The organism is Marinobacter halophilus (assembly GCF_003007685.1).
Taxonomy (GTDB): domain Bacteria; phylum Pseudomonadota; class Gammaproteobacteria; order Pseudomonadales; family Oleiphilaceae; genus Marinobacter; species Marinobacter halophilus.
The window spans coordinates 290,725-310,948 of the sequence record NZ_PXNN01000003.1 but is presented as its reverse complement, the minus strand read 5'-3'; the positions used below and the strand labels follow the sequence as shown (position 1 = coordinate 310,948).

Annotated in this window: 15 protein-coding genes; 6 read left to right on the top strand and 9 right to left on the bottom strand. The window is 58.4% G+C overall.

Translation table 11 applies throughout. The features are described from left to right. Positions 1–228: 228 nt before the first annotated feature. Positions 229–2,220 carry a TonB-dependent receptor domain-containing protein gene (locus C7H08_RS01400; RefSeq protein WP_188445210.1) on the bottom strand — a complete coding sequence of 664 codons (1,992 nt, stop codon included), beginning with the start codon at positions 2,218–2,220 and terminating at the stop codon, positions 229–231. 255 nt (positions 2,221–2,475) lie between these two features. Between C7H08_RS01400 and gdhA the strand changes: the two genes are divergently transcribed. From gdhA to C7H08_RS01375, 5 genes are all read left to right on the top strand, one after another. Next, a complete protein-coding gene (gene gdhA, locus C7H08_RS01395; RefSeq protein ID WP_106669971.1) occupies positions 2,476–3,825 on the top strand; it encodes an NADP-specific glutamate dehydrogenase in 1,350 nt (449 codons plus the stop codon). Positions 3,826–3,832: 7 nt separating this feature from the next. Beyond that, the gene (locus C7H08_RS01390) at positions 3,833–6,403 is read left to right on the top strand and encodes a PEP/pyruvate-binding domain-containing protein (protein ID WP_106669970.1); all 2,571 of its coding nucleotides are present in this window, start codon (positions 3,833–3,835) and stop codon (positions 6,401–6,403) included. 64 nt (positions 6,404–6,467) lie between these two features. Further along, the gene (locus C7H08_RS01385) at positions 6,468–7,742 is read left to right on the top strand and encodes a sensor histidine kinase (RefSeq protein WP_106669969.1); all 1,275 of its coding nucleotides are present in this window, start codon (positions 6,468–6,470) and stop codon (positions 7,740–7,742) included. Beyond that, on the top strand, positions 7,739–8,272 hold the full coding sequence (locus C7H08_RS01380; RefSeq protein ID WP_106669968.1) for a response regulator transcription factor: 534 nt from the start codon (positions 7,739–7,741) through the stop codon (positions 8,270–8,272). The genes C7H08_RS01385 and C7H08_RS01380 overlap by 4 nt, the downstream gene beginning before the upstream one ends. A gap of 258 nt (positions 8,273–8,530) precedes the next feature. Continuing rightward, on the top strand, positions 8,531–10,660 hold the full coding sequence (locus tag C7H08_RS01375) for a putative bifunctional diguanylate cyclase/phosphodiesterase (protein ID WP_106669967.1): 2,130 nt from the start codon (positions 8,531–8,533) through the stop codon (positions 10,658–10,660). A gap of 9 nt (positions 10,661–10,669) precedes the next feature. Here the strand turns inward: C7H08_RS01375 and C7H08_RS01370 are convergent, their stop codons facing one another. The 3 genes from C7H08_RS01370 to C7H08_RS01360 form a co-directional block, all read right to left on the bottom strand. Next, a complete protein-coding gene (locus C7H08_RS01370) occupies positions 10,670–11,329 on the bottom strand; it encodes an energy-coupling factor ABC transporter permease (RefSeq protein ID WP_106670234.1) in 660 nt (219 codons plus the stop codon). 87 nt (positions 11,330–11,416) lie between these two features. After that, positions 11,417–13,138 (bottom strand): SulP family inorganic anion transporter, encoded by a 1,722-nt coding sequence (locus tag C7H08_RS01365; protein WP_106669966.1) that lies wholly within the window; start codon positions 13,136–13,138, stop codon positions 11,417–11,419. Positions 13,139–13,145: 7 nt separating this feature from the next. After that, a complete protein-coding gene (locus tag C7H08_RS01360) occupies positions 13,146–14,012 on the bottom strand; it encodes an MBL fold metallo-hydrolase (RefSeq protein WP_106670233.1) in 867 nt (288 codons plus the stop codon). Between the two features lie 544 nt (positions 14,013–14,556). On the opposite strand from C7H08_RS01360, the gene cobS reads away from it, so the two are divergent. Then, entirely contained in the window at positions 14,557–15,333 is a 777-nt protein-coding gene (gene cobS, locus C7H08_RS01350; protein WP_106669964.1) for an adenosylcobinamide-GDP ribazoletransferase, read from the top strand. A gap of 8 nt (positions 15,334–15,341) precedes the next feature. Here cobS and C7H08_RS01345 read toward each other — a convergent pair whose 3' ends face one another. The 5 genes from C7H08_RS01345 to C7H08_RS01325 form a co-directional block, all read right to left on the bottom strand. Continuing rightward, positions 15,342–16,010, bottom strand: coding sequence for a DNA-3-methyladenine glycosylase I (locus C7H08_RS01345; protein WP_106669963.1), 669 nt, complete (start codon positions 16,008–16,010; stop codon positions 15,342–15,344). Between the two features lie 72 nt (positions 16,011–16,082). Further along, positions 16,083–16,784, bottom strand: a complete 702-nt coding sequence (gene bluB, locus C7H08_RS01340; RefSeq protein ID WP_106669962.1) for a 5,6-dimethylbenzimidazole synthase — start codon at positions 16,782–16,784, stop codon at positions 16,083–16,085. After that, positions 16,781–18,250 (bottom strand): cobyric acid synthase, encoded by a 1,470-nt coding sequence (locus C7H08_RS01335; RefSeq protein WP_106669961.1) that lies wholly within the window; start codon positions 18,248–18,250, stop codon positions 16,781–16,783. The genes bluB and C7H08_RS01335 overlap by 4 nt, the downstream gene beginning before the upstream one ends. Beyond that, a complete protein-coding gene (cobO, locus tag C7H08_RS01330) occupies positions 18,251–18,862 on the bottom strand; it encodes a cob(I)yrinic acid a,c-diamide adenosyltransferase (protein WP_106669960.1) in 612 nt (203 codons plus the stop codon). 34 nt (positions 18,863–18,896) lie between these two features. Then, a complete protein-coding gene (locus C7H08_RS01325) occupies positions 18,897–20,204 on the bottom strand; it encodes a cobyrinic acid a,c-diamide synthase CobB (protein WP_106669959.1) in 1,308 nt (435 codons plus the stop codon). Positions 20,205–20,224 lie beyond the last annotated feature (20 nt).

Sequence of the window (20,224 nt, the reverse complement as noted above, 5' to 3'; positions counted from 1 at the left end):
CCTTTTAGGTCTTACCAGATAACCATAGTCTAGCACTTGAGGATCAAATGTTGATCAGGACTGACCACTCTTTTCCGGTTCTTCTGGCAACTCCATTCCAGCCACATTCGTTTGCCCTCCCGAGTGGCGCAACGGATCCACAAAAAAGCCCCGGGCAGATTCAGTATCTGACCGGGGCATAATGCTACCCGCCGGCTATGAGAAGCGGGCAACCGCCATAATCGTGACTTACCAGCGTGCAGTCAGAGCCGCGCGCACGGTGCGCCCGGGTTCGTTCACTTTGAAGAACTCCTCCCCCAGAGCATCAGCCTTGCTGACATGCGGCGCCCAGGTTTTGTCAAACACGTTGTCCAGAGCCCAAGTGATGCTCAGGTTTGCCATCAGAGGATGAGTACCAGAGAAATTGACCACGCCGTATCCCGGGGACGTACTCGGGTCCAGACCTGACTCTTCATCGATACGATCCTGTCGACGCGCTACTTGCCACTCGGCGGTCAACGTATGTCCCTGATAAGCCCACACCACTGCTTGAATGAATTGAATGGATGGAATGCGAGGAAGGGGCTTGTCGGCATCCAGATTGTCACCGCGCACAGAGGCCAGCCTACTTCTACTGCTCCAGGTGCCGTTGCTCCAGCCCAGCTCACCTTCAACCCCAAGAAGGCGGGCATCGATGTTGGTGTAACGATCCTGCGAGCGCAGCACATAGTCATCCACCTGATCCACCCAAACGGTCGGGCGCCAGTTCCAGTTGCCTTCACGGCCAGACAAACTGACTTCCAGTTTGTGGTGTTTCTCGGTATCCAGCCCCGGGTCACCCACCCAGCCAAGCATCTTGTTGACGTAGCGTTCCGTTACACCCGGGCTTCGAACACTGTGACTGGCGACAACATCCAGACTGCGATTCGGAGCATAGCGCCACTCGCTGCTGACAAACCCACTGAAATTATCATCCGTAACCTCAGTATTTGTGGTGCCGTAAACCTGTTCATACGCTTTGGCAGCGCTCATTGGCACCATGGCTCCATCCATCATTTTGAGCATGTAGGTGTCGTCAGCCTTGGTTGCATCCATTTCCACACGGTCGTATCGCAAACCAGCACCCAGCTGCAGGTCGGGCTGGATCCGGGTGAATTGTTCAAAGAACACACCCACGCGATCGCGCTCAACACCGGGCCACAGATAAGACGCCACAAGCTCTTTATCGACATTGTTAAGAGCCGCATCCCAATCGTTGGTTTCATAATCAATGCCAACGGCCCAATCGGTACGATCACCTGCCCGCTGATCCAGGCTCAGACGAACACCCTGGGTTCGAGTTTCAGAAGCCGTCAGCATTTTCATCGGTGCCGCCTGTTCACGCAGGCTGAAGTTGTCCATCACATGATCAACATCTGCCTGCCAGGTCATCAGATTCCAGGCACCATCGGCCACCGGCGCACCGACTTCCAGGCGGTACAGGTCGGTGTCAGTTTTCGGCGCGTCCATGCCTCGGCCCGGGAATTTCACATCACGTTCTTCCTGCCGACTGGCCATACCTTTGATAAAGAGGCCGTTGTCCGCCGTCCAGGCCGCATCTACCCGGCCTTCGGAGTTTTCATAGGCGCTGCGAACTTCGTTGCCATCACCGTCTTCATAATCGTCGGCTTCGTCGTAGCCGCCCGCCATGCGGATATAGGCGTCTTTGCTACCGACTGCCACGCTGCCATTCACCAGCTTTCCTTCGCCATTATCCGAGCCGCCCAAGGTCAGGTGGCCGGTGGTCAGGTTATCGTCGGCAAATACCGGCGCTGCGGTGGTCGCCACAATCTGGCCACCGGCAATCGGGCCCCAGCGCAGAGTGCGGTTATTTGTGCGCACGTCCAGCACCGGTGCCAGCGATGTGCTCAAACGACTGGTGGGCGGGTCCATGCGGCTCGGGCAGGCACCTTCAACCCGCATACCGTCCAGCAAAACATCAACCCGCTCCTCATTCTGGCCACGGATCACCGGATCCAACCCTCGCCCACCCATGCGCGATAGCGACACGGAGGCACTGGCAGCCAACCGCTCCACCGGTTCAGACTGAACGGCCGCCGCCGACAGCCGGGCCGCTTCTGCCGACTGGCCTTCTGTTACACGAATAAGCACAGCCTCATCTGCTTGCGCGTACACGGCGGGTGTCATGGCGCAACCAGCCAATGCCAGGCTGATACAACGCACCAGAGGTGTTTTTTTCATGGGGGGAGGGTCCTTGTAACTTTTGGATTAGCCTGATGGGTAAACAATAGAGGGAATTGTATGACGGTCCTTTAATGCTGGCCTGAGACACGATGCCGCACCCCCTCGGGAGTATTCCCCAAGTAGCATATTGAACCTATTACAGGGGTCTTACTTGCCAAAGGACGCTCGATTGTGGTGCAATCACTGCCCTTTTTTTGGGCATCCGCATTTTTGTGCGGCTTTCAATACGCGTATTCCGAGGGCTGACCTACCATGACCGTAAAACTCGACGAGAAGCTGGAACCGATCTACCAGGACGTTCTTCACCGCAACCCCGGCGAGAGCGAGTTCCACCAGGCTGTTCACGAAGTTCTGGAAACCCTTGGACCCGTTCTGGTGAAATATCCGGAATTCGCTGACAAGAAAATCATTCAGCGCATTTGTGAGCCTGAGCGCCAGATTATCTTTCGCGTGCCTTGGCAGGATGACAGTGGCGAGATCCACATCAACCGCGCCTTCCGGGTGGAGTTCAACAGCGCACTGGGGCCCTACAAAGGCGGCTTGCGTTTCCACCCCTCCGTTTACCTGGGCATCATCAAGTTCCTGGGCTTCGAGCAGATTTTCAAAAACGCCTTGACCGGCCTGCCCATCGGCGGCGGTAAAGGCGGTAGTGACTTCGACCCGAAGGGCAAGTCTGACGACGAGATCATGCGCTTCTGCCAAAGCATGATGACTGAGCTGTATCGCCATCTGGGTGAGTACACCGACGTTCCGGCCGGTGACATTGGCGTCGGTGGGCGTGAAATCGGTTACATGTTCGGCCAGTACAAGCGCATCACCAATCGTTACGAATCTGGCGTGTTCACCGGCAAAGGCCTCGACTGGGGCGGCAGCCGCGCCCGCACGGAAGCGACCGGCTATGGCACGGTATTCTTCACCCAGGAAATGCTGAAAGCCCGTGGCGACTCTCTGGAAGGCAAGAAGGTGGTGGTTTCCGGCTCTGGTAACGTCGCCATTTACGCTATCGACAAGGCCCACGAACTAGGTGCCAAGGTTGTCGCCTGTTCTGATTCTCAGGGCATGATCGTGCACGAGGCGGGCATTGACCTGCAGACGCTCAAGCGCATCAAGGAAGTGGAGCGTCGCCGCATCAGTGCCTACACTGAATACCATAAAGACGCCAAGTACGTGGAAGACGGCAACATCTGGAGCGTGCCGTGCGACATCGCGCTGCCGTGCGCCACCCAGAACGAACTGAATGGCAAAGACGCCAAGATTCTGGTCGAAAACGGCTGTATCGCGGTCGCCGAAGGCGCCAACATGCCGACCACGCCGGAAGGCATCATCCTGTTCCAGGATGCCAAGATTGCCTACGGCCCAGGTAAAGCCGCCAACGCCGGCGGTGTTGCCACCTCGGCACTGGAAATGCAGCAAAACGCCCGCCGCGACTCCTGGACCTTCGATCACACCCAGAGACGTCTTGAGGAAATCATGATCGATATCCACAAGAACTGTTACGAAACCGCCGCCGAGTTCGGCTCCGAAGGTAACTACGTAGTGGGCGCCAACATCACCGGCTTCCTCCGGGTTGCCCGTGCCATGAACGCCATGGGCGTTATCTGATCCAGCCATGAACGCCGAGGAGCCTCTTCAGTCTGCCGACCGGGTATCCACCGGGCTGAGCGGGCTGGACGAGGTTCTGGATGGTCTTCGAATCGGCGACAACGTAGTCTGGCGGGTGACCGACCTGGACGACTATCGCCGATTCGTCCTTCCTTTTGTTGACGCGGCCTCGGCCACTGGCCGACAGATTATCTATCTTCGTTTTGGCCAACACCCGCCGATCCTCCAGCAACACCCTGCCGTCCGCACCATCGAGATCGACGCCCTTGGCGGCTTCGAGAGTTTCACCAGCCGGGTCTGGCACCTGATCGAACAGCACGGCCGCGGCGCCTTCTACGTGTGCGACAGCCTGAGCGAACTGCTCAATGCCTGGGCCACCGATGCCATGGTGGGCAATTTTTTCCGGGTGGTGTGCCCGTTTCTGTTCGAGCTCGACACCGTGGCCTGGTTTGCCCTGCACCCGGAGCGCCATTCGCGGATGACTCTGGACCGTATCCGCCAGACTACCCAGGTGATGATTGATGTCCAGCGCCACGGCGATGAGGTGCAGATTCAACCCATCAAGGCCTGGCGTCGCCAGTCACCGACCATGTTCCTGCCCCACCGGGAGCAGGACGGACAGTTTCAACCGATCACCGACAGCAGCGACGCCACCCGCCTGCAAGCCAGCCTGGAGCTGGAGCATCCGCACCGCCAGCCACTGCTGGACTACTGGGACCGGCTGTTTCAGGAAGCTGGCCGGGCTTTGTCAGAGCAGGATGACGCCTGCATTGCAGAGCTGCAGGAGCAGGTGCTGCAGGTATTGATCAGTCGCGACCCCCGGATCCTGGAGCTGGCCCGTCGCTACCTGTCACTGGACGATCTGCTCGGCATTCGCAGCCGCCTGGTGGGCAGCGGCTACGTCGGGGGCAAAGCCACCGGGATGCTGATCGCCCGCAACATTCTGCTGAAAGACGCGCCGGATCTGTGGCAGCAGCAGCTGGAGCCCCATGATTCCAGCTATCTGGGCACCGATGCCTACTACGCCTTTCTGGTTCACAACGGGCTCTGGCCGGCCATCATGCGCCAGCGCTCGGAAGCCGGCTATCTGAGTGAAGCACCGGCGCTGCAGGGTCACATACTCGCCGGCGAGTTCCCCTATGAGATCCGCGCCGAGCTTGAGCGCCTGCTGGACCATTATGGTCAGTACCCCATTCTGGTGCGCTCCTCGAGCCTTCAGGAAGACGGTTTTGGCAACGCCTTTGCCGGCAAGTATGAAAGCGTGTTTCTGGTCAACCAGGGCTCACCGGAGCAGCGGCTGGCTGCGCTGGAGGCTGCCGTCCGCCAAGTGTACGCCTCGTCCATGAGCGAAGACGCCCTGGTGTACCGCAAACAACGCGGGCTGGACCAGCGGGAAGAACCCATGGCGCTGCTGATCCAGCGGGTCAACGGCCGCTTTCATGGCCGTTACTATTTGCCCGATGCCGCCGGCGTGGGGGTGTCCCGCAATACCTTTGCCTGGGACAGCAACATGGCCCCGGAAGCGGGCATGGTGCGGCTGGTCATGGGCCTTGGCACCCGGGCCGTAGACCGGATTGAGGGCGATCACGCCTGCGTGATGGCGCTGGACCATCCGATGCGGCAGCCGTTCCGCAATCAGGACGAAAACTACCGGTTTTCCCAGCATCTGGTGGACCTGCTGGATTTACAGGAAGGCAGCCTCGACACCCGCCCCCTGAGCCAGCTGCTGGAAACCACCAAAGATCTGCCGATGGCCCATCTGGCCGAAGTTGATCGCGCCGCCAGCACCCGGGCCGAGCAGATTGGTCTGCAAGGGCCGATCTGGCGACTGACGTTCCGGCCACTGGTGCAACAAAGCCCCTTTATTAACCGGCTGTCTCATCTGCTGAAAACCCTGGAGGCCGGTTATCGGCACCCGGTGGATGTGGAATTTACCCTGCACCTGAATGACCAGGGCGAGCCGTCCTTCAACCTGGTGCAATGCCGGCCGCTGGCCACCATTGGCGAAACCGGGCCGGTCGCGATTCCTGACCCGCTGCCGGAAAACCATCTGCTGTTCCGCACCCAGGGCCACTTCATGGGCGGCAACATCAACCTCGCCATCAAGCGGGTCATTCGCGTGGACGCCTCGGTCTATGCCGACCTCACCACCAGCGAACGCTACGACGTTGCCCGACGGATCGGTGAAGAGGTGCGCTCAACCGACACGCCCACCCTGCTGATCGGGCCTGGCCGCTGGGGCACCAGCAGTCCGGAGCTGGGCGTGCCGGTGCGGTTTTCCGATATTGCCGGGGTCGCGGCCCTGGTGGAAGTGTCGGAGAAGGCCGGCGAGATGGTTCCGGACCTGTCCTATGGCTCCCATTTCTTTCAGGATCTGGTGGAAACCGGCACCGCCTACGCGGCCCTGTTTCCAGAGAACAATCACTGCGACTATTTTCCGAATCGCCTACCCCTCGACACCGCCCCCGCACAGACCAGCGCGCATCCGGCTATCCGGGTTCACCATTTGAAACAACGCCATCTGCAACTGACTGGCGATGTGGTTGGTCAGCAACTGGTGTGTTACTTCACCGATTGATCCCCGGCAGGTAAACGCACGTTTATACCACCAGGCACCCGGCCATGCTGCTAGAATGCCGGCTATGGAATGGCTCACTCACTCTCAGACCGGTTTTCGCCAGGCGGCCCGCTACTTGCTGGGCATGCGGCTGGCCATCATCACCACCCAACTGGTCGCGGTGGCGGTTGCTGAAACCGCCGTCACCCTTGCCCACCGGGCCGAGGCCCTGATCCTCTGCCTGCTGTACGCCGTGCTGGCGACCCTGGGCTGGCTCTGGTTCAGCCGAAAGCCACCCCAAGCCTCAGCACCGGTGAGCCTGTCGCTGGCGACTGACCTGTTGCTGATCGGCTTGTGGCTGTTTTTTACCGGCGGTTACACCAACCCGCTGGTATCCCTGCTGCTGCTGCCGATCGCGGTGGCGATCATTCTGGTGCCCAGCCGCCAGAGCTTCTTGCTGACCCTGACCGGCATTGCCGTATACACTGCGTTGGTACTCTGGCACGCCCCTGTGATGCACGATCACCAGAGTGCCGACCTGGCCCAGCTGCACCTGGTCGGCATGTGGGTAACCTTCGCCCTGACTGCCGCCATTCTGCTGCTGGTGGTCGGCACACTGGCGCGTCGGCTCCGGCTGCAACAAAGCCAACTGTCCGAATTCCGGGAAAACCGGCTGAGGGATGAGCAGATTATTTCGCTGGGCTTGTCGGCAGCCGCGGTGGCCCACCGCCTGGGCACGCCGCTCAATACCATGACGCTGTTGCTGGACGAGATCCGAGCCCACAACGCGGACCACACCAGTCAGGAGCTTGACGAGGATCTGACCTTGATGGGCCAGCAGCTGACTCTGTGCAGCCAGCACCTGCAACAACTGACCAAGGCCGCGGTGGAAGCCAGAACCGCCACACTTGAAGAACTACCCGTGCAGGACTGGCTGGCCCGTCTGCGGGAATCTGCCACCTTGCTATGGCCATCGGGGCTGATCCAGTGGTCAAACACATACCCGAAGGTGGCCATAGCGGTCGACGCCACGCTGGACCAGGCCGTCCTGAACCTGCTGGCCAATGCCCTGACCGCCAGCCCTGACTGGGTCGCCGTCAGCAGTCGACTGACCGGATCCAACCGGATAGAAATCGTGGTGGAAGATCATGGTGATGGACTGGAGCTGGCCATGCAGGGTGCTCCCGGTGGCGACATTGTCGACTCCCGTAACGGCCTGGGTGTTGGCCTGTTCCTGTCCAATGCCACCATTCAGCGCCTGGGCGGCAACCTCAAGGCCAGGGCCAGCGAAACCGGCACCACCATGGTGATTGATCTGCCGGTCATTCAACACAGCCTTCGGAAGGACAACTCTGTATGACAGCACAGGAACACTGGCTGCTGATTGATGATGACCAGGCTTTTCTGCAGGTGCTTGGGCGATCTCTCGCGCGGCAGGGTATTGAAGCGGTTTGCGCCTACGACTATGGCAGTGCCCTTGAGGCCCTGACCACCCACCACTTTGACCGGTGCGTTCTTGACCTGAACCTGGCCGGCGAAAGCGGCCTGCAGCTACTGCCAGAACTGCTTGCCCGCAACCCGGACCTTAATGTGCTGGTACTGACCGGTTACGGCAGCATTGCCACCGTAGTCGAGGCCATGCGCCGGGGCGCTGTGAACTACCTTTGCAAGCCGGTTACCGTCAATCAGCTGGTAAACGGTTTCGAACCGCTGGAAGCACCCCCCTCACTCAGGCCGGAACCGCCGTCAGTTGAGGAAATGGAATGGGAACACATTCAGCGAGTGCTTAATGAAAACGACGGCAATATCTCCGCCACTGCCCGCGCCCTGAACATGCACCGGCGAACTCTGCAACGCAAACTGCAGAAACATTCCCGCTGGCGCGAATGAAAACCTGCTGTTGAAAGCCCGGATATATCGCTTAAAATTGACAATCGTCAATCAGAGCCGCCCTTTGTCCAATGTCACAAAGGATCAGATGCGTTAGCATCTCGCGCTGCCCCGTCATTGCAATAACCGGACACCACCGCCGTCATCACCCTGGAATCTACGCAGATCCGTGGCGACCGTTGACTGTTATGCTTACGCCGCAACCTCACAAGGAGGAGAGGTAAGGTTTCACTCATCGATAACCGGAATACCCGTTACATGCCGAAAGCACCGGAACAGATTCAGCCACCGCTTGGCATAGATCCCAATCGACTGGCGCTGATCGCCACCGCCACTCGCAATATGGTCATGATTCTGGACGCTGCAGGGTGCATTGAATGGGCGAACCTGGCTTTTGAAAACCACACCGGTTATTCGCTCGACACCATCGTCGGCCGGCAGCCGGGCGACTTTCTCCACGGTCCGGACACCGATACCGAGACGGTCCTGCGTATTTGCCAACACCTGCACCGCGGTGAAGTGTTTGAGGAAGACCTGCTTAACTATACGGCAGACGGCACCCCTTATTGGGTGCACACCTATTGCATGCCGATCGGAGCCGATGAAGGCGTAGAGCCGGGTTTTGTCGTTATCCAGACCAACATCTCGGACCGCAAACACAGCGAGCGCGGCCTGCGAATCGCCGCCAGCGTTTTTGATCGTAGCCACGAAGCCATCATCATTACCGACCCCTCCAACCGGATCATTGATGTCAACCCGTCATTCTCCAAAATCACTGGTTACGCTCGTCAGGAAGTTCTCGGTCTGAACCCGTCCATCCTGAGTTCAGGTCGCCATTCCCGCGATTACTACCGCTCCATGTGGACCTCCATCGAAAAAACCGACCACTGGCGCGGCGAAGTCTGGAACCGTCGCAAAAACGGTGAAGAATACGCCGAACTACTCTCGATCAGCCGGGTGCACCTGGACGAGCCTGGCAGTTACTTTCATGTCGCTGCCTTTACCGACATCACCGCCCTGAAAAATCACGCCAAAGAGCTGGACCGGGCCGCCAATTACGATGACCTGACGGGTTTGCCCAACCGGCAATTACTGGAAGAGCGGCTGCGATCAGCCCGGCAACATGCCACTCGCCAGAAAAGGCAGATTTCGATCTGCTATCTCGATCTGGACGGTTTTAAATCGATCAATGACGAACTCGGCCACGAAGTGGGCGATCAGGCCCTGCGTGCAACCGCGGAACGCCTGACCAAAGCTCTTCGCAGCGGCGATACCGTGGCCCGTATTGGTGGTGATGAATTTGTGCTGCTGTTGCAGGGCGATGAATCAGAATCGGTGTATCAACGCATCCTTACGACCGTCAGCGAACCCTTGGATGTTCACGATAAAACCCTCCGAATCACCGCCAGCCTGGGCGTGACCCTATACCCGGAGGACGACACCGATGCCGAAGGTCTGATTCGCCATGCTGACCAGGCCATGTACGCCGCCAAAGAAAAAGGCCGCAACCAGTTCCACATATTTGATCCGGGACTGGACGCCCACCGCAGGCAACGCCGGAATCAATTGGTGGAAATATCCAGGGCACTGGAGAACGAAGAGTTCTCATTGTACTTCCAGCCACAGGTTCGCATGGCCAACAGTGAAGTCGTCGGCTTTGAGGCACTGATTCGCTGGAATCACCCCCAAAAGGGCCTGCTATCACCTGCGGCCTTCCTGCCCGCAGTGGAAAACAGTCACCTGGAAATTCCCCTGGGACAATGGGTTCTGAAAGAAGCCATTCATCAGATGAACCGGTGGCGTGAAGCCGGCGAGGCGATGGCGGTGAGCATCAACATCAGCGCGCCCCATCTGATGGACCGAAGCTTTGCGGACTACCTGGAAAGCTACCTGCACAGCCACCGGGAAGTCAGTCCCAGCCTGATTACCCTGGAGGTACTGGAGTCGACCGCCCTGGAGGACACCAAACGTGCCAGCAATGTTCTGGCTCGCTGTCGGGCTCTGGGGTTACAGGTGGCATTGGACGATTTCGGCACCGGGTTTTCGTCACTGACCTACCTGCGTACACTGCCCGTAGACGTGATCAAGATCGACCAGAGTTTTGTCCGCAATATGCTGACGGACAGCAATGACCAGGCCATTGTCGAGAGCGTGATCTTCCTGGCCCAACGTTTTGACCACCCGGTGCTCGCCGAAGGCGTGGAAACCACTGCACACGCCAATGCTTTGAAAAGCATGGGCTGCAATCTGATCCAGGGTTATGGAATCGCGCGCCCGATGCCAGCCAGTTCGGTCCTGCCCTGGCTGGACAAGTGGCGCGACACAGTGAGTCGCAACAAGAGATTACCGGAGCTTTTGGACACAGCAGAACAAGGTGCTGCTACCTGAATAACCGACTTAACGATAGCGTCGTTGGTCGAGCGTGCTGAGCCGGTCCGGATGGAACACCATCAAGCCGGTCACAAGGGCGCCGTTGACGAAGCCTTCAGGAATCATGAACAGCGGCAGGTAACTCAGATAGTCGTAAACCAGCTCGTCAAAGCTGTAGATGCCATTGGTCCACAACAGCAGGCACATCACCAATCCGGCAATCGCTACCGAAAGGCCGGCGCCAAAAAAACCGCAAAAGAAGATGTAGGCAAAGAAACTCCGGAAGTCGCGCCTTCGCTCCCACAGCATGATGGCGTGAGTGACCAGTGCCGGCACCATCACCGTGACCAAACCATTGGCGGCAAACATGATTAACGGTTCCCGACCAGTGATCACGGTGATCACCAGCGCCAACAGTCCACTGAGCACCGCTAATGCCCAGCCCAGCATCAGCGTGATCACGGTGATACCAAAGATATGGATGGCAAGCCCCGGGGATATGCCTGCCCGGAGCTGCCAGACAAAGCCAAGAACGACCGCGGCCCCGAACACCGAGTGCTGCAGCGACTGATCCTTGCGGAAGGCACGCCAGTCAACCGTTCGCACTGCCGCAAGCAATACCAGCCCGAAGACAACGGCGGTCAACAGCCATTGACTGGTTGAAAGCAGGTTTTCGGTCATTCCCATCAGAGTCACCGGTTGACGATAGCCACAGCCCAAAAGGCAGTTTTTACACATACCCTTGTTCCGGTCAACGGGATCACATTGTCTGGATCACTCCAGCAAGGTTTTTCCGGTCAACGAACGCCAGGCCTCAAAGGTACTCAGGTACACCTCACCGCCAAGATGGTGCAGGAATTCGGTTCCTTTCAGCCGATCCATCACCGGGCCTTTGACTTCCGACAGATGCAATCGTACGCCTGCGTCCTGAAGGCGATCATTGATCGTTTCCAGGCTTTCCAGCGCCGAAGCATCCACCAGGTTCACCGCCGGGCACACCAGCACCAGATCGGTCAGCTCCGGCTCCCGGGTAATCAAATCCATCACCCTTTCTTCGAGAAAACGGGCATTGGCAAAGTACAGGCTCTCGTCCACCCGCAAAAACGTGACTTTCGGGCACAGCTCGACATCGTGCCGCAGCACGTTACGGAAATGCTCGGTGCCCGGCACACGTCCCACCACCGCGCTGTGAGGCCGGCTGGTGCGGTACAGGAACAAACCGATGGACAACAACACGCCGGCGATAATGCCCGCCTCAACACTGTGAATCAGGGTCAACACGATGGTCGCGAGCATGGCGCCGAAATCGGTGCGGGAATAGCGGAAGGTCCGGCCCAGCGCCGGGAAATCAATCAAGGTGGCGACCGCAACGATGATGGTGGCGGCCAGAGTAGCCTGGGGCAGCCAGGCAATGGCCGGCGTCAGGAAAAGCGTGGCCAAGGCAATACCGACCGCTGCGTAGGCACCGGCCGCCGGGGTTTCGGCACCGGCATCAAAATTTACCACCGAGCGTGAAAAGCCACCGGTGACCGGCATGCCGCCAGACAAACCGGAACTGAGGTTGGCAGTACCCAGACCAATCAGCTCCTGGTCCGGGTCAATACGCTGACGGCGCTTGGCGGCCAGGGTCTGACCGACCGACACCGATTCAACAAAGCCCACCACACTGATCAGCAACGCGCTGACCGCCAGCTGCGACCACAGTGACGGTTCCAGGCTGGGCATGGTGAACACTGGCAGACCCGAAGGCACTGCGCCGACCAGGCGCACACCCTGCTCATCCAACCGCAGCAGCCAGGCCAGCAGGGTGGTCAACAGCACGGCCAGAATAGGCGCGGTTTTGGTGAAAATGTCGGCACTGCGCTCCGCCAGTCCCAGTCTTTTCAGCAGCGGCTTGAGAAAACGCCGGGACCACAACAGGAACAACAGCGCGCCCAACCCCACAAACAGCGTCGGCACGTTGGTGCTGGGTAAAGACGTGAGAAACGAAGCCCCGATGTCCAGCAGGTTGTGCCCGGAAGACTGGACCCCGAACAGATGCTTGAGCTGACTGGCCGCGATCACAATGCCCGAGGCGGTAATAAAGCCCGAGATCACCGGGTGGCTGAGAAAGTTGGCCATGAAACCGAGTTTCAGAAGCCCCATGACCGTCAGCATCAGACCCGACATCACCGCAATCAGAATGGCGCCGGCAATATATTCGGCGGTACCTACTTCCGCCAACGGCGCCAGAGCCGCCGCTGTCATCAGGGACACAACCGCCACCGGGCCCACCGAGAGGGTACGGCTGGTGCCAAACACCGCATAGACTACCAACGGCAAGATACTGGCATAGAGCCCCACTTGCGCCGGCAAGCCCGCCAGCAACGCATAGGCCAGCGATTGCGGAATCAGCATCACGGTGACAATCACCGCCGCGATCAGATCACTGGTCACCTGACCGCGATGGTATTGCGGTGCCCACTGAAGAATAGGCAAATAACGTTTCAGGTTCATACCCGGCTCAGAACAGGTCGATCGGAACTTTCAGGTACACCTGGCCGTTATCCTCTGCGGGCGGCATATGGCCGGCGCGCATATTGACCTGAACCGAGGGCAGAATCAGCCGGGGCATATCAAGCGTGGCATCCCGTTCGGTGCGCATCTTGACGAACTCGTCCTCGGAAATGCCTTCATGCACATGCACATTGGCCTCACGCTGCTCGGCTACCGTGGTCATGTGATGATACTCATCCCGGCCCGGTGCCTTGTAGTCGTGGCACAGGAAAATACGGGTGTCTGCGGGCAGCGCCAGCACTTTCTGGATCGAACGGTACAGCACCCGGGCATCGCCACCGGGAAAATCACAGCGAGCGGTGCCGTAATCCGGCATGAACAGGGTGTCGCCGACAAACGCCGCATCATCGATCACGTAAGTCAGGCACGCCGGGGTGTGGCCAGGAGTATGCAGCACCCGGCCCTCCAGGTTGCCGATGGTGAAGGTGTTGCCTTCCTCAAAAAGCTGGTCGAACTGGCTGCCATCCCGGGCAAACTCGGTGCCGGCGTTGAAAGCTTTACCGAAAATCTCCTGGACGTCGGTAATGCGGGCGCCGATGCCGGTTTTGCCGCCCAGTTTTTCATGCAGGTAGGGCGCGGCTGACAAGTGATCCGCATGTACGTGCGTTTCCAGAATCCACTCGACGTTCAGGTTATTATCCTGAACGTACTGAATGATCTCATCAGCCGAACGGACATCGGTGCTGCCGGCAGCGTAATCAAAATCCAGAACCGAATCCAGAATCGCACAGGCCTGACTGTTCGGGTCACGAACAACGTAACTGAACGTGTTGGTGGGTTCGTCGAAGAAATGTTGAACGATGGGCTGGGTCACAGTAATCACCTCTGATGTCGCCAATTCCTTGAATTTAATTCTAAGGATATACTAGATCGTAATATGAGGTGAAATGCTGTTTTCTTATATGCGCGATAACCCCGATGCATAGACGTAAGCCCGGTCAACGTCAAAGAAGTTGCTGATTGAAGAGAGTAGTTCATCGAGACATTCATCAATGGTGCCGAAGGCAAGATTGATGAACTCGGTCGGCAATCGGGCTATCAGCCGCTGGAAGCCGCCCTGAACCTGATCAATGCTAAACGGATAACAGTGGTGCTTTTGGTCTGCACACACCCCGTAGGTACACAGGACGCCGGGCTAGCCAGAGGCCAGTTTATGAAAAAACGAGACAGACAAATCACCCTGGGGCCTGCCATTGAACTTGCTTGCCATAAATGGCGTGTCTCCCTGCTGAAGCGTTCCGCTCTCTTTTTCAAAGTGTAGCTTACCGGGACGGGGACCTCATATATCTTATCAATCGACTTCCAACGATTCCCTGATGCCCGAGATCACATTCGTTACAATACGGTGTTCCACCCTGATGGAGTATTTCCAGGTGTTCCCAAAGCAAAAACTCAAACTTGAGTGGCAGGCATTCTGGTTGTCTGTCGGGTTTCTGACCCGCATTCCGATGCTGGTTCGAATCGATTACTCACAGCGTCTGATGAACCAGAGCAGCCTGTACTTTCCGTTGGTGGGGCTGTTACTTGGCGCTTTTTACGCACTGACCTATGGCCTGCTTGCGCTGGCCTTCAGCTCAGTTGTGGCCATCATTCTGGTGGTTATCCTGCACCTGTTCGTAACCGGCGCATTCCATGAGGACGGTCTCGCCGACAGTATCGATGCGCTTGGGGGTGGTTACACGGTAGAAAAACGGCTAGCCATCATGAAAGACAGCCGTATAGGGACTTACGGGGCAGCGGCCCTGACGATGGCCTTGTTGCTGAAAGTAACCTTACTCGCAGAAGCTGACACCATCTGGCTGGCCCTGCTGGTAGCGCCGTCCATCAGCAGGCTGACGCCACTATTACTGATGGCTACGCTGAACTATGTTACCGACGCTAGTAACAGCAAATCCAAGCCGGTCGCCGATGGTTTTTCACGGCAACGTTTGCTGGTGGCGGTAGGGTTCACTCTGATGGTTGCTGCGGCGATGTCGTTCTGGCACCCACTGTTATTCGCCGGGGCGTTATCTGCAGTCATCCTGACAGCCTTCTGCTGGGGTGCCTACCTGAGACAACAACTGGGCGGCTACACCGGCGATGCTTTGGGCGCCAGCGTGATACTCAGTGAATTGGTTCTGCTACTTTTTCTATGAACCCCGAGTCAGTTATCCACCGTAAATGACACGATGCGGGACAGATGACTGATCGGGAGCCCTGTTTCCCTATGCCAGCAGTTGAAAGCATCCTGGGCCTGATTCAACCCCTTTTTGCTCGCCGGGGAAGCATCCAGAATGCCGGCGCGCGTCAGTGCTGTGGCTACATCGTGCGACATGATGAAGCCATCCCAGCCCATTCGACGGAGAAAATACTGGGCGGAGTTGCCCCCCAGGCGGGCCCCGTTCCGTTTCAGGTACAACAACAGGCCAACCTGCTGCTCTGAAGGCCACTGCGCCAGGAATTTGCCAAAACTCCCGTGATCCTTCGCCACATCCATCAGCATTCTCGCGTTCTCGGGCACTGTCCGGATTTTCTGCATGTTGCGTACAATTCGTACGTCATTGGCGAGCTGCTCCAACACCTCCGGCGGCACCTGCTGCCAATACGCAGGCTCGAAGCCTTCAAAGGCCGCTTCAAATTCCGGCCACTTGTTCTCGATCACCCTCCAGACAAAACCCGCCTTGAAAATGCAGCGCGTCATCTCAGACAAGTAGCGATCATCGCTGATCTCAGCCAAGCGGTGCTTCTCCACCACCGATGGCAGCAGGGACCGCAGAGCCTGCTCACCACCTTTTCGGGATACGGCCTGGTCGTAAAACGCGGAGAACTTCATTTTACCTCCTGAACAAAAAAGCTCTGGATCGGGTCCCGGTGCTCCAAAGACAGCGCGCGTACACCGCACGTTTCAGTCTTCTTTAAAATACCTGTTGAGCGCCTGATGCTCCAACGGCAGGCCCCATCGATTACCGTGCACCAGCTCCGCCAGCGGAAGTCGTGAACGCCATCCTTTGGTCTGCAATTCCGGATGTTCCAGAAATTCGCTGACGTAGCCTAGGCAAAGATACGCCAACGGGTATACGTCGTCGGGCAGTTGCAAGATTTCGGACAGTTGGGTCTGGTCCAGAATACTGACCCACCCTACGCCAATACCTTCGGCCCGTGCCGCCAACCAGAGGTTCTGCACCGCCAGACAGGTGCTGAACAGGTCCATTTCCATCACGGAGTTTCGGCCCAGGACATGGGGACCGCCACGGGATCGGTCACAGGTGATGCAGAGATTGATCGGGCTTTCCAGAATGCCCTGTAATTTCAGATTTCGATATGCTTTCCGACGCTCACCAGTGTAGTTTTCGGAGGCTCTGTTGTTTTCTTCGTTGAAGCTGGCCAACACCTGTTCACGCACCACAGGGCTGTCGATCACGATAAAATCCCACGGCTGCATGAAACCCACTGAAGGCGCGTGATGGGCTGCCTTGAGAATGCGAGCCAGGACATCATTCGGGATGCCGTCCGACAAAAACTGGGAGCGCACGTCACGGCGCTCGAAGATGGCCCGATAAAGGCCTTCACGCTGGGCTTCGGTGAATGGGTCGTTGTGATTGTTCATAGCTGCAACAGCCTCCTTAACCGATCGGTATCCAAGCACTGCTCCACCTGATCGGCCAATCGATCAAGCTGTTGTTGCCGGTGGTTCTGGTAGTTCACTGCCTGCGCTCCCTGCACTCTGAGCCCGGCCCAGGCCAGAAGGGTATCGCAAGCGGCGGGCTCATCGAACAGCCCGTGCACATAAGTACCAGCCATTTGGCCGTCGGCACTGACCGCACCATCCGGACCGACCTCCAGCTCAGCGTAAGGGCGGGCCAGCGCTGGGCCTTCAGTGACGCCGTTATGCATCTCGTACCCTTTCATCACCACAGTTACGCCGGGTCCAGAAACATCGGATGTAAGCGTTCCCTGCACGTATCTGAGCTGTTTACCCGGCACCATGCGCGTACTCATCTCGAGCAGGCCTAGACCCTCGGTATTGCCAGCTTCACCTTCCAACCCCTCCGGGTCATCCACCCTCTGCCCAAGCATCTGGAAGCCGCCGCAGATGCCCAGTAACTTGCCGCCATAACGCAGGTGCTTGCGGATAGCCTCCGGCCAGCCCTGCTGTTTCAGCCACTGCACATCATGCCGGGTGCTTTTGCTACCGGGCAAGATAATCAGGTCTGCCGGTGGAATGGGCTCATCAGGGCCGACAAAGATCAGATCCACGCCCGGGTGCAACCGCAGGGGATCGAAATCATTGTGGTTGCTGATGCGGGGCAACACCGGAACCACCACCCGTAGCGCGCCCAGTTCATGGGTGCCGGTGGTGCCGACACTGTCTTCGGAGTCGATCACCAAACCGTGCAGATAGGGCAGTACGCCATACACCGGTTTGCCAGTATGTTTCGACAGCCAGTCCAGCCCCGGCTCCAGCAGCGCAATGTCGCCCCGGAAGCGATTGATGATAAAGCCCGCGGTTCGCGCCCGCTCACTGTCTGAAATCAACGCCAGGGTGCCGACCAATTGAGCGAAGACCCCGCCCTTGTCGATATCCCCCACCAGCAACACCGGGCAATCAGCGGCTTCGGCAAAGCCCATGTTGGCAATGTCGTTGGCACGAAGGTTGATCTCCGCCGGACTGCCCGCACCTTCGGCAATGATTACACCATAACGGGCACTCAGGGCTCGCCAGCTGGCCATGACCGAGGCCATGGCTTCCGCTTTGTAGGCATGGTAGTCCAGCGCACCCATGTTGCCATGGACCTTCCCCCGCAGGATCACCTGAGCGCCACAGTCACTCTGGGGTTTCAACAATACCGGGTTCATGTCGCTATGGGGTTCCAGGCCGCAGGCCAGTGCCTGCAGGGCGGTGGAGCGGCCAATTTCACCACCATCCACCGTCACCGCACTGTTCAAGGCCATGTTCTGCGGTTTGAATGGCGCTACCGACACACCCTGGCGCGCCAGCCACCGGCACAGGGCCGCCACCACTGTGGTTTTGCCGGCATCAGATGTCGTGCCCTGCACCATCAGTGTCGGCATTTAAAGTTCCACGCCCTTTTGGGCCTTTATGCCCTGATCCTTGAAGGCGTGTTTGATCACGCCCATCTCGGTCACGGTGTCAGCCAGGTCAATCAGCTCCTGGGGGGCACTCCGCCCGGTCACGACGACATGCTGCATTTCCGGGCGGGCTTGCAGGTCGTCCAGCACCCGGTCCAGATCGATGTAGTCGTACTTGAGCGCAATATTGAGTTCGTCCAGCAGGATCAAATCATAGCTGTCGTCTTTCAGCATGGCAGCGGTGATGTCCCAGGCTTTTGTCGCACTTTGTACATCTTGCTCGCGGTTCTGGGTCTCCCAGGTGTAGCCCTGCCCCATTACGTGATAGTCCACATTGGGCAGGTTCCGGAAGAACGCCTCCTCACCGGTACTGAAAGCCCCTTTGATGAACTGGACGATGCCCACCTTCATACCGTGACCCAACGCCCGGGCGACCATGCCAAAGCCGGAACTGCTCTTGCCCTTGCCAGGACCGGTCAGCACCAACAACACACCTTGCTCTTTCTGGGCACGGGCAATACGCTCCTGCATGATCTTATGCTTGGCGGCCATGCGCTTGGCATGGCGTTCAGGGTCTTTGGCGCGTTCACGCATTGTGAGTCTCCTTGGGTTCATGTCTCAGGATTATTCAGGAAAACCGGACTTGCTCTGCGCGAAAAATAGCGGCGACCAGTGCAGGAGCAGAGGGGAAGTAACCGTGAAAATAGCTGGCTACCAGGTTACGGTGATAATAAACCGCCTCACCCTCAGAACCCGCCTGCTTTCGTGCTCTGGCAGCAGGTTGCCAAGGCGTAGCGAGACTGGAGTGATGATATGTGTGGCCCCGAAGGCTACCCAGGCTGGTCTCCAGGCTTTGCAGCCCCAACCCGGACAGACGGTTGGCCATGGTCGCCCGGCCCGGGACCAAGCCCCACAACTGATGCACCTTTCCACTCTTATCCTCCAGCTCCTCCGCACAGGCCATCAACCCCCCACACTCGGCCAGGATGGGCATGCCGGCCTGGTGGCAGGCACGAATCGACGCCAGCAGGGTTCGGTTTTCAGCCAACGTCTGGGCGTGCAATTCGGGGTAACCACCTGGCAGCCAAAGCGCATCAGCCACCGGTACTTCCGAATCCTTCAGTGGCGAGAAGTACACCAGATCCGCTCCCATGGCTGTGAGCAGATCCAGGTTGGCCCGGTAGATAAAACTGAAGGCGGCATCCCGGGCGACAGCAATGCGGTGCCCGACCAAGCACTGCTCTGGTTTGGACGGTGTCTCGAAAGTAAAAGACACAGGCTTGGGCAGGGCGTCCAGACCCGCAGACATCAGAACTTCGGCAGCTTTATTCAGCCGATCACTGAGGTCGTCCATCTCGGCGGCCTGAAACAGCCCAAGATGCCGGTCTGGAATATTCATGGAGTCATTGCGCGGAATGGCACCCAACAGACGGATTCCCTCGGGCAGGCTCTCGCGAAGCAGTTCCCCGTGGTAAGAGCTACCAGTTTTGTTGGCAATCACCTGATGGACCGGAAGTTCGGGGTCAAAGCTCGCCAGACCAAGGGCAACCGCGCCGAAAGTCTGGGCCATGCCCTTGGCATCAATCACGGGCAAAGCCGGAATACCCGCCAGTTTGGCCAAGTCTCCGCTACTGGGGCTGCCATCGAACAGGCCCATGGACCCTTCCACCAGGATAAGGTCGGCGGTTTGGGCGGCCTCGGCCAGTCGCCATCGGCATTCGTATTCTCCGGTCATCCAGGGGTGCAACTGGTATACCGGATTGCCGGAAGCCACCTCCAATACCATGGGGTCCAGGTAATCCGGACCGTGTTTGAACACCCGAACGTTCCGGCCAGCATTCCGGTGCAGGCGGGCCAGGGCAGCAGTAACCATAGATTTGCCCTGGCCGGAGCCGGGGGCGGTGATCATTGCGGCTGGAACATTGGCGATTGGCATGTCTTAATAATCCCTGTCGT

Coding starts and splice junctions, on each gene's coding strand:
- C7H08_RS01325 (WP_106669959.1), bottom strand. CDS start 20,204: ATGCCAATCGCCAATGTTCCAGCCGCAATGATCACCGCCCCCGGCTCC.
- C7H08_RS01345 (WP_106669963.1), bottom strand. CDS start 16,010: ATGAAGTTCTCCGCGTTTTACGACCAGGCCGTATCCCGAAAAGGTGGT.
- C7H08_RS01390 (WP_106669970.1), top strand. CDS start 3,833: ATGAACGCCGAGGAGCCTCTTCAGTCTGCCGACCGGGTATCCACCGGG.
- C7H08_RS01375 (WP_106669967.1), top strand. CDS start 8,531: ATGCCGAAAGCACCGGAACAGATTCAGCCACCGCTTGGCATAGATCCC.
- C7H08_RS01380 (WP_106669968.1), top strand. CDS start 7,739: ATGACAGCACAGGAACACTGGCTGCTGATTGATGATGACCAGGCTTTT.
- gdhA (WP_106669971.1), top strand. CDS start 2,476: ATGACCGTAAAACTCGACGAGAAGCTGGAACCGATCTACCAGGACGTT.
- C7H08_RS01400 (WP_188445210.1), bottom strand. CDS start 2,220: ATGAAAAAAACACCTCTGGTGCGTTGTATCAGCCTGGCATTGGCTGGT.
- C7H08_RS01365 (WP_106669966.1), bottom strand. CDS start 13,138: ATGAACCTGAAACGTTATTTGCCTATTCTTCAGTGGGCACCGCAATAC.
- cobS (WP_106669964.1), top strand. CDS start 14,557: ATGGAGTATTTCCAGGTGTTCCCAAAGCAAAAACTCAAACTTGAGTGG.
- bluB (WP_106669962.1), bottom strand. CDS start 16,784: ATGAACAATCACAACGACCCATTCACCGAAGCCCAGCGTGAAGGCCTT.
- C7H08_RS01370 (WP_106670234.1), bottom strand. CDS start 11,329: ATGGGAATGACCGAAAACCTGCTTTCAACCAGTCAATGGCTGTTGACC.
- C7H08_RS01385 (WP_106669969.1), top strand. CDS start 6,468: ATGGAATGGCTCACTCACTCTCAGACCGGTTTTCGCCAGGCGGCCCGC.
- C7H08_RS01335 (WP_106669961.1), bottom strand. CDS start 18,250: ATGCCGACACTGATGGTGCAGGGCACGACATCTGATGCCGGCAAAACC.
- cobO (WP_106669960.1), bottom strand. CDS start 18,862: ATGCGTGAACGCGCCAAAGACCCTGAACGCCATGCCAAGCGCATGGCC.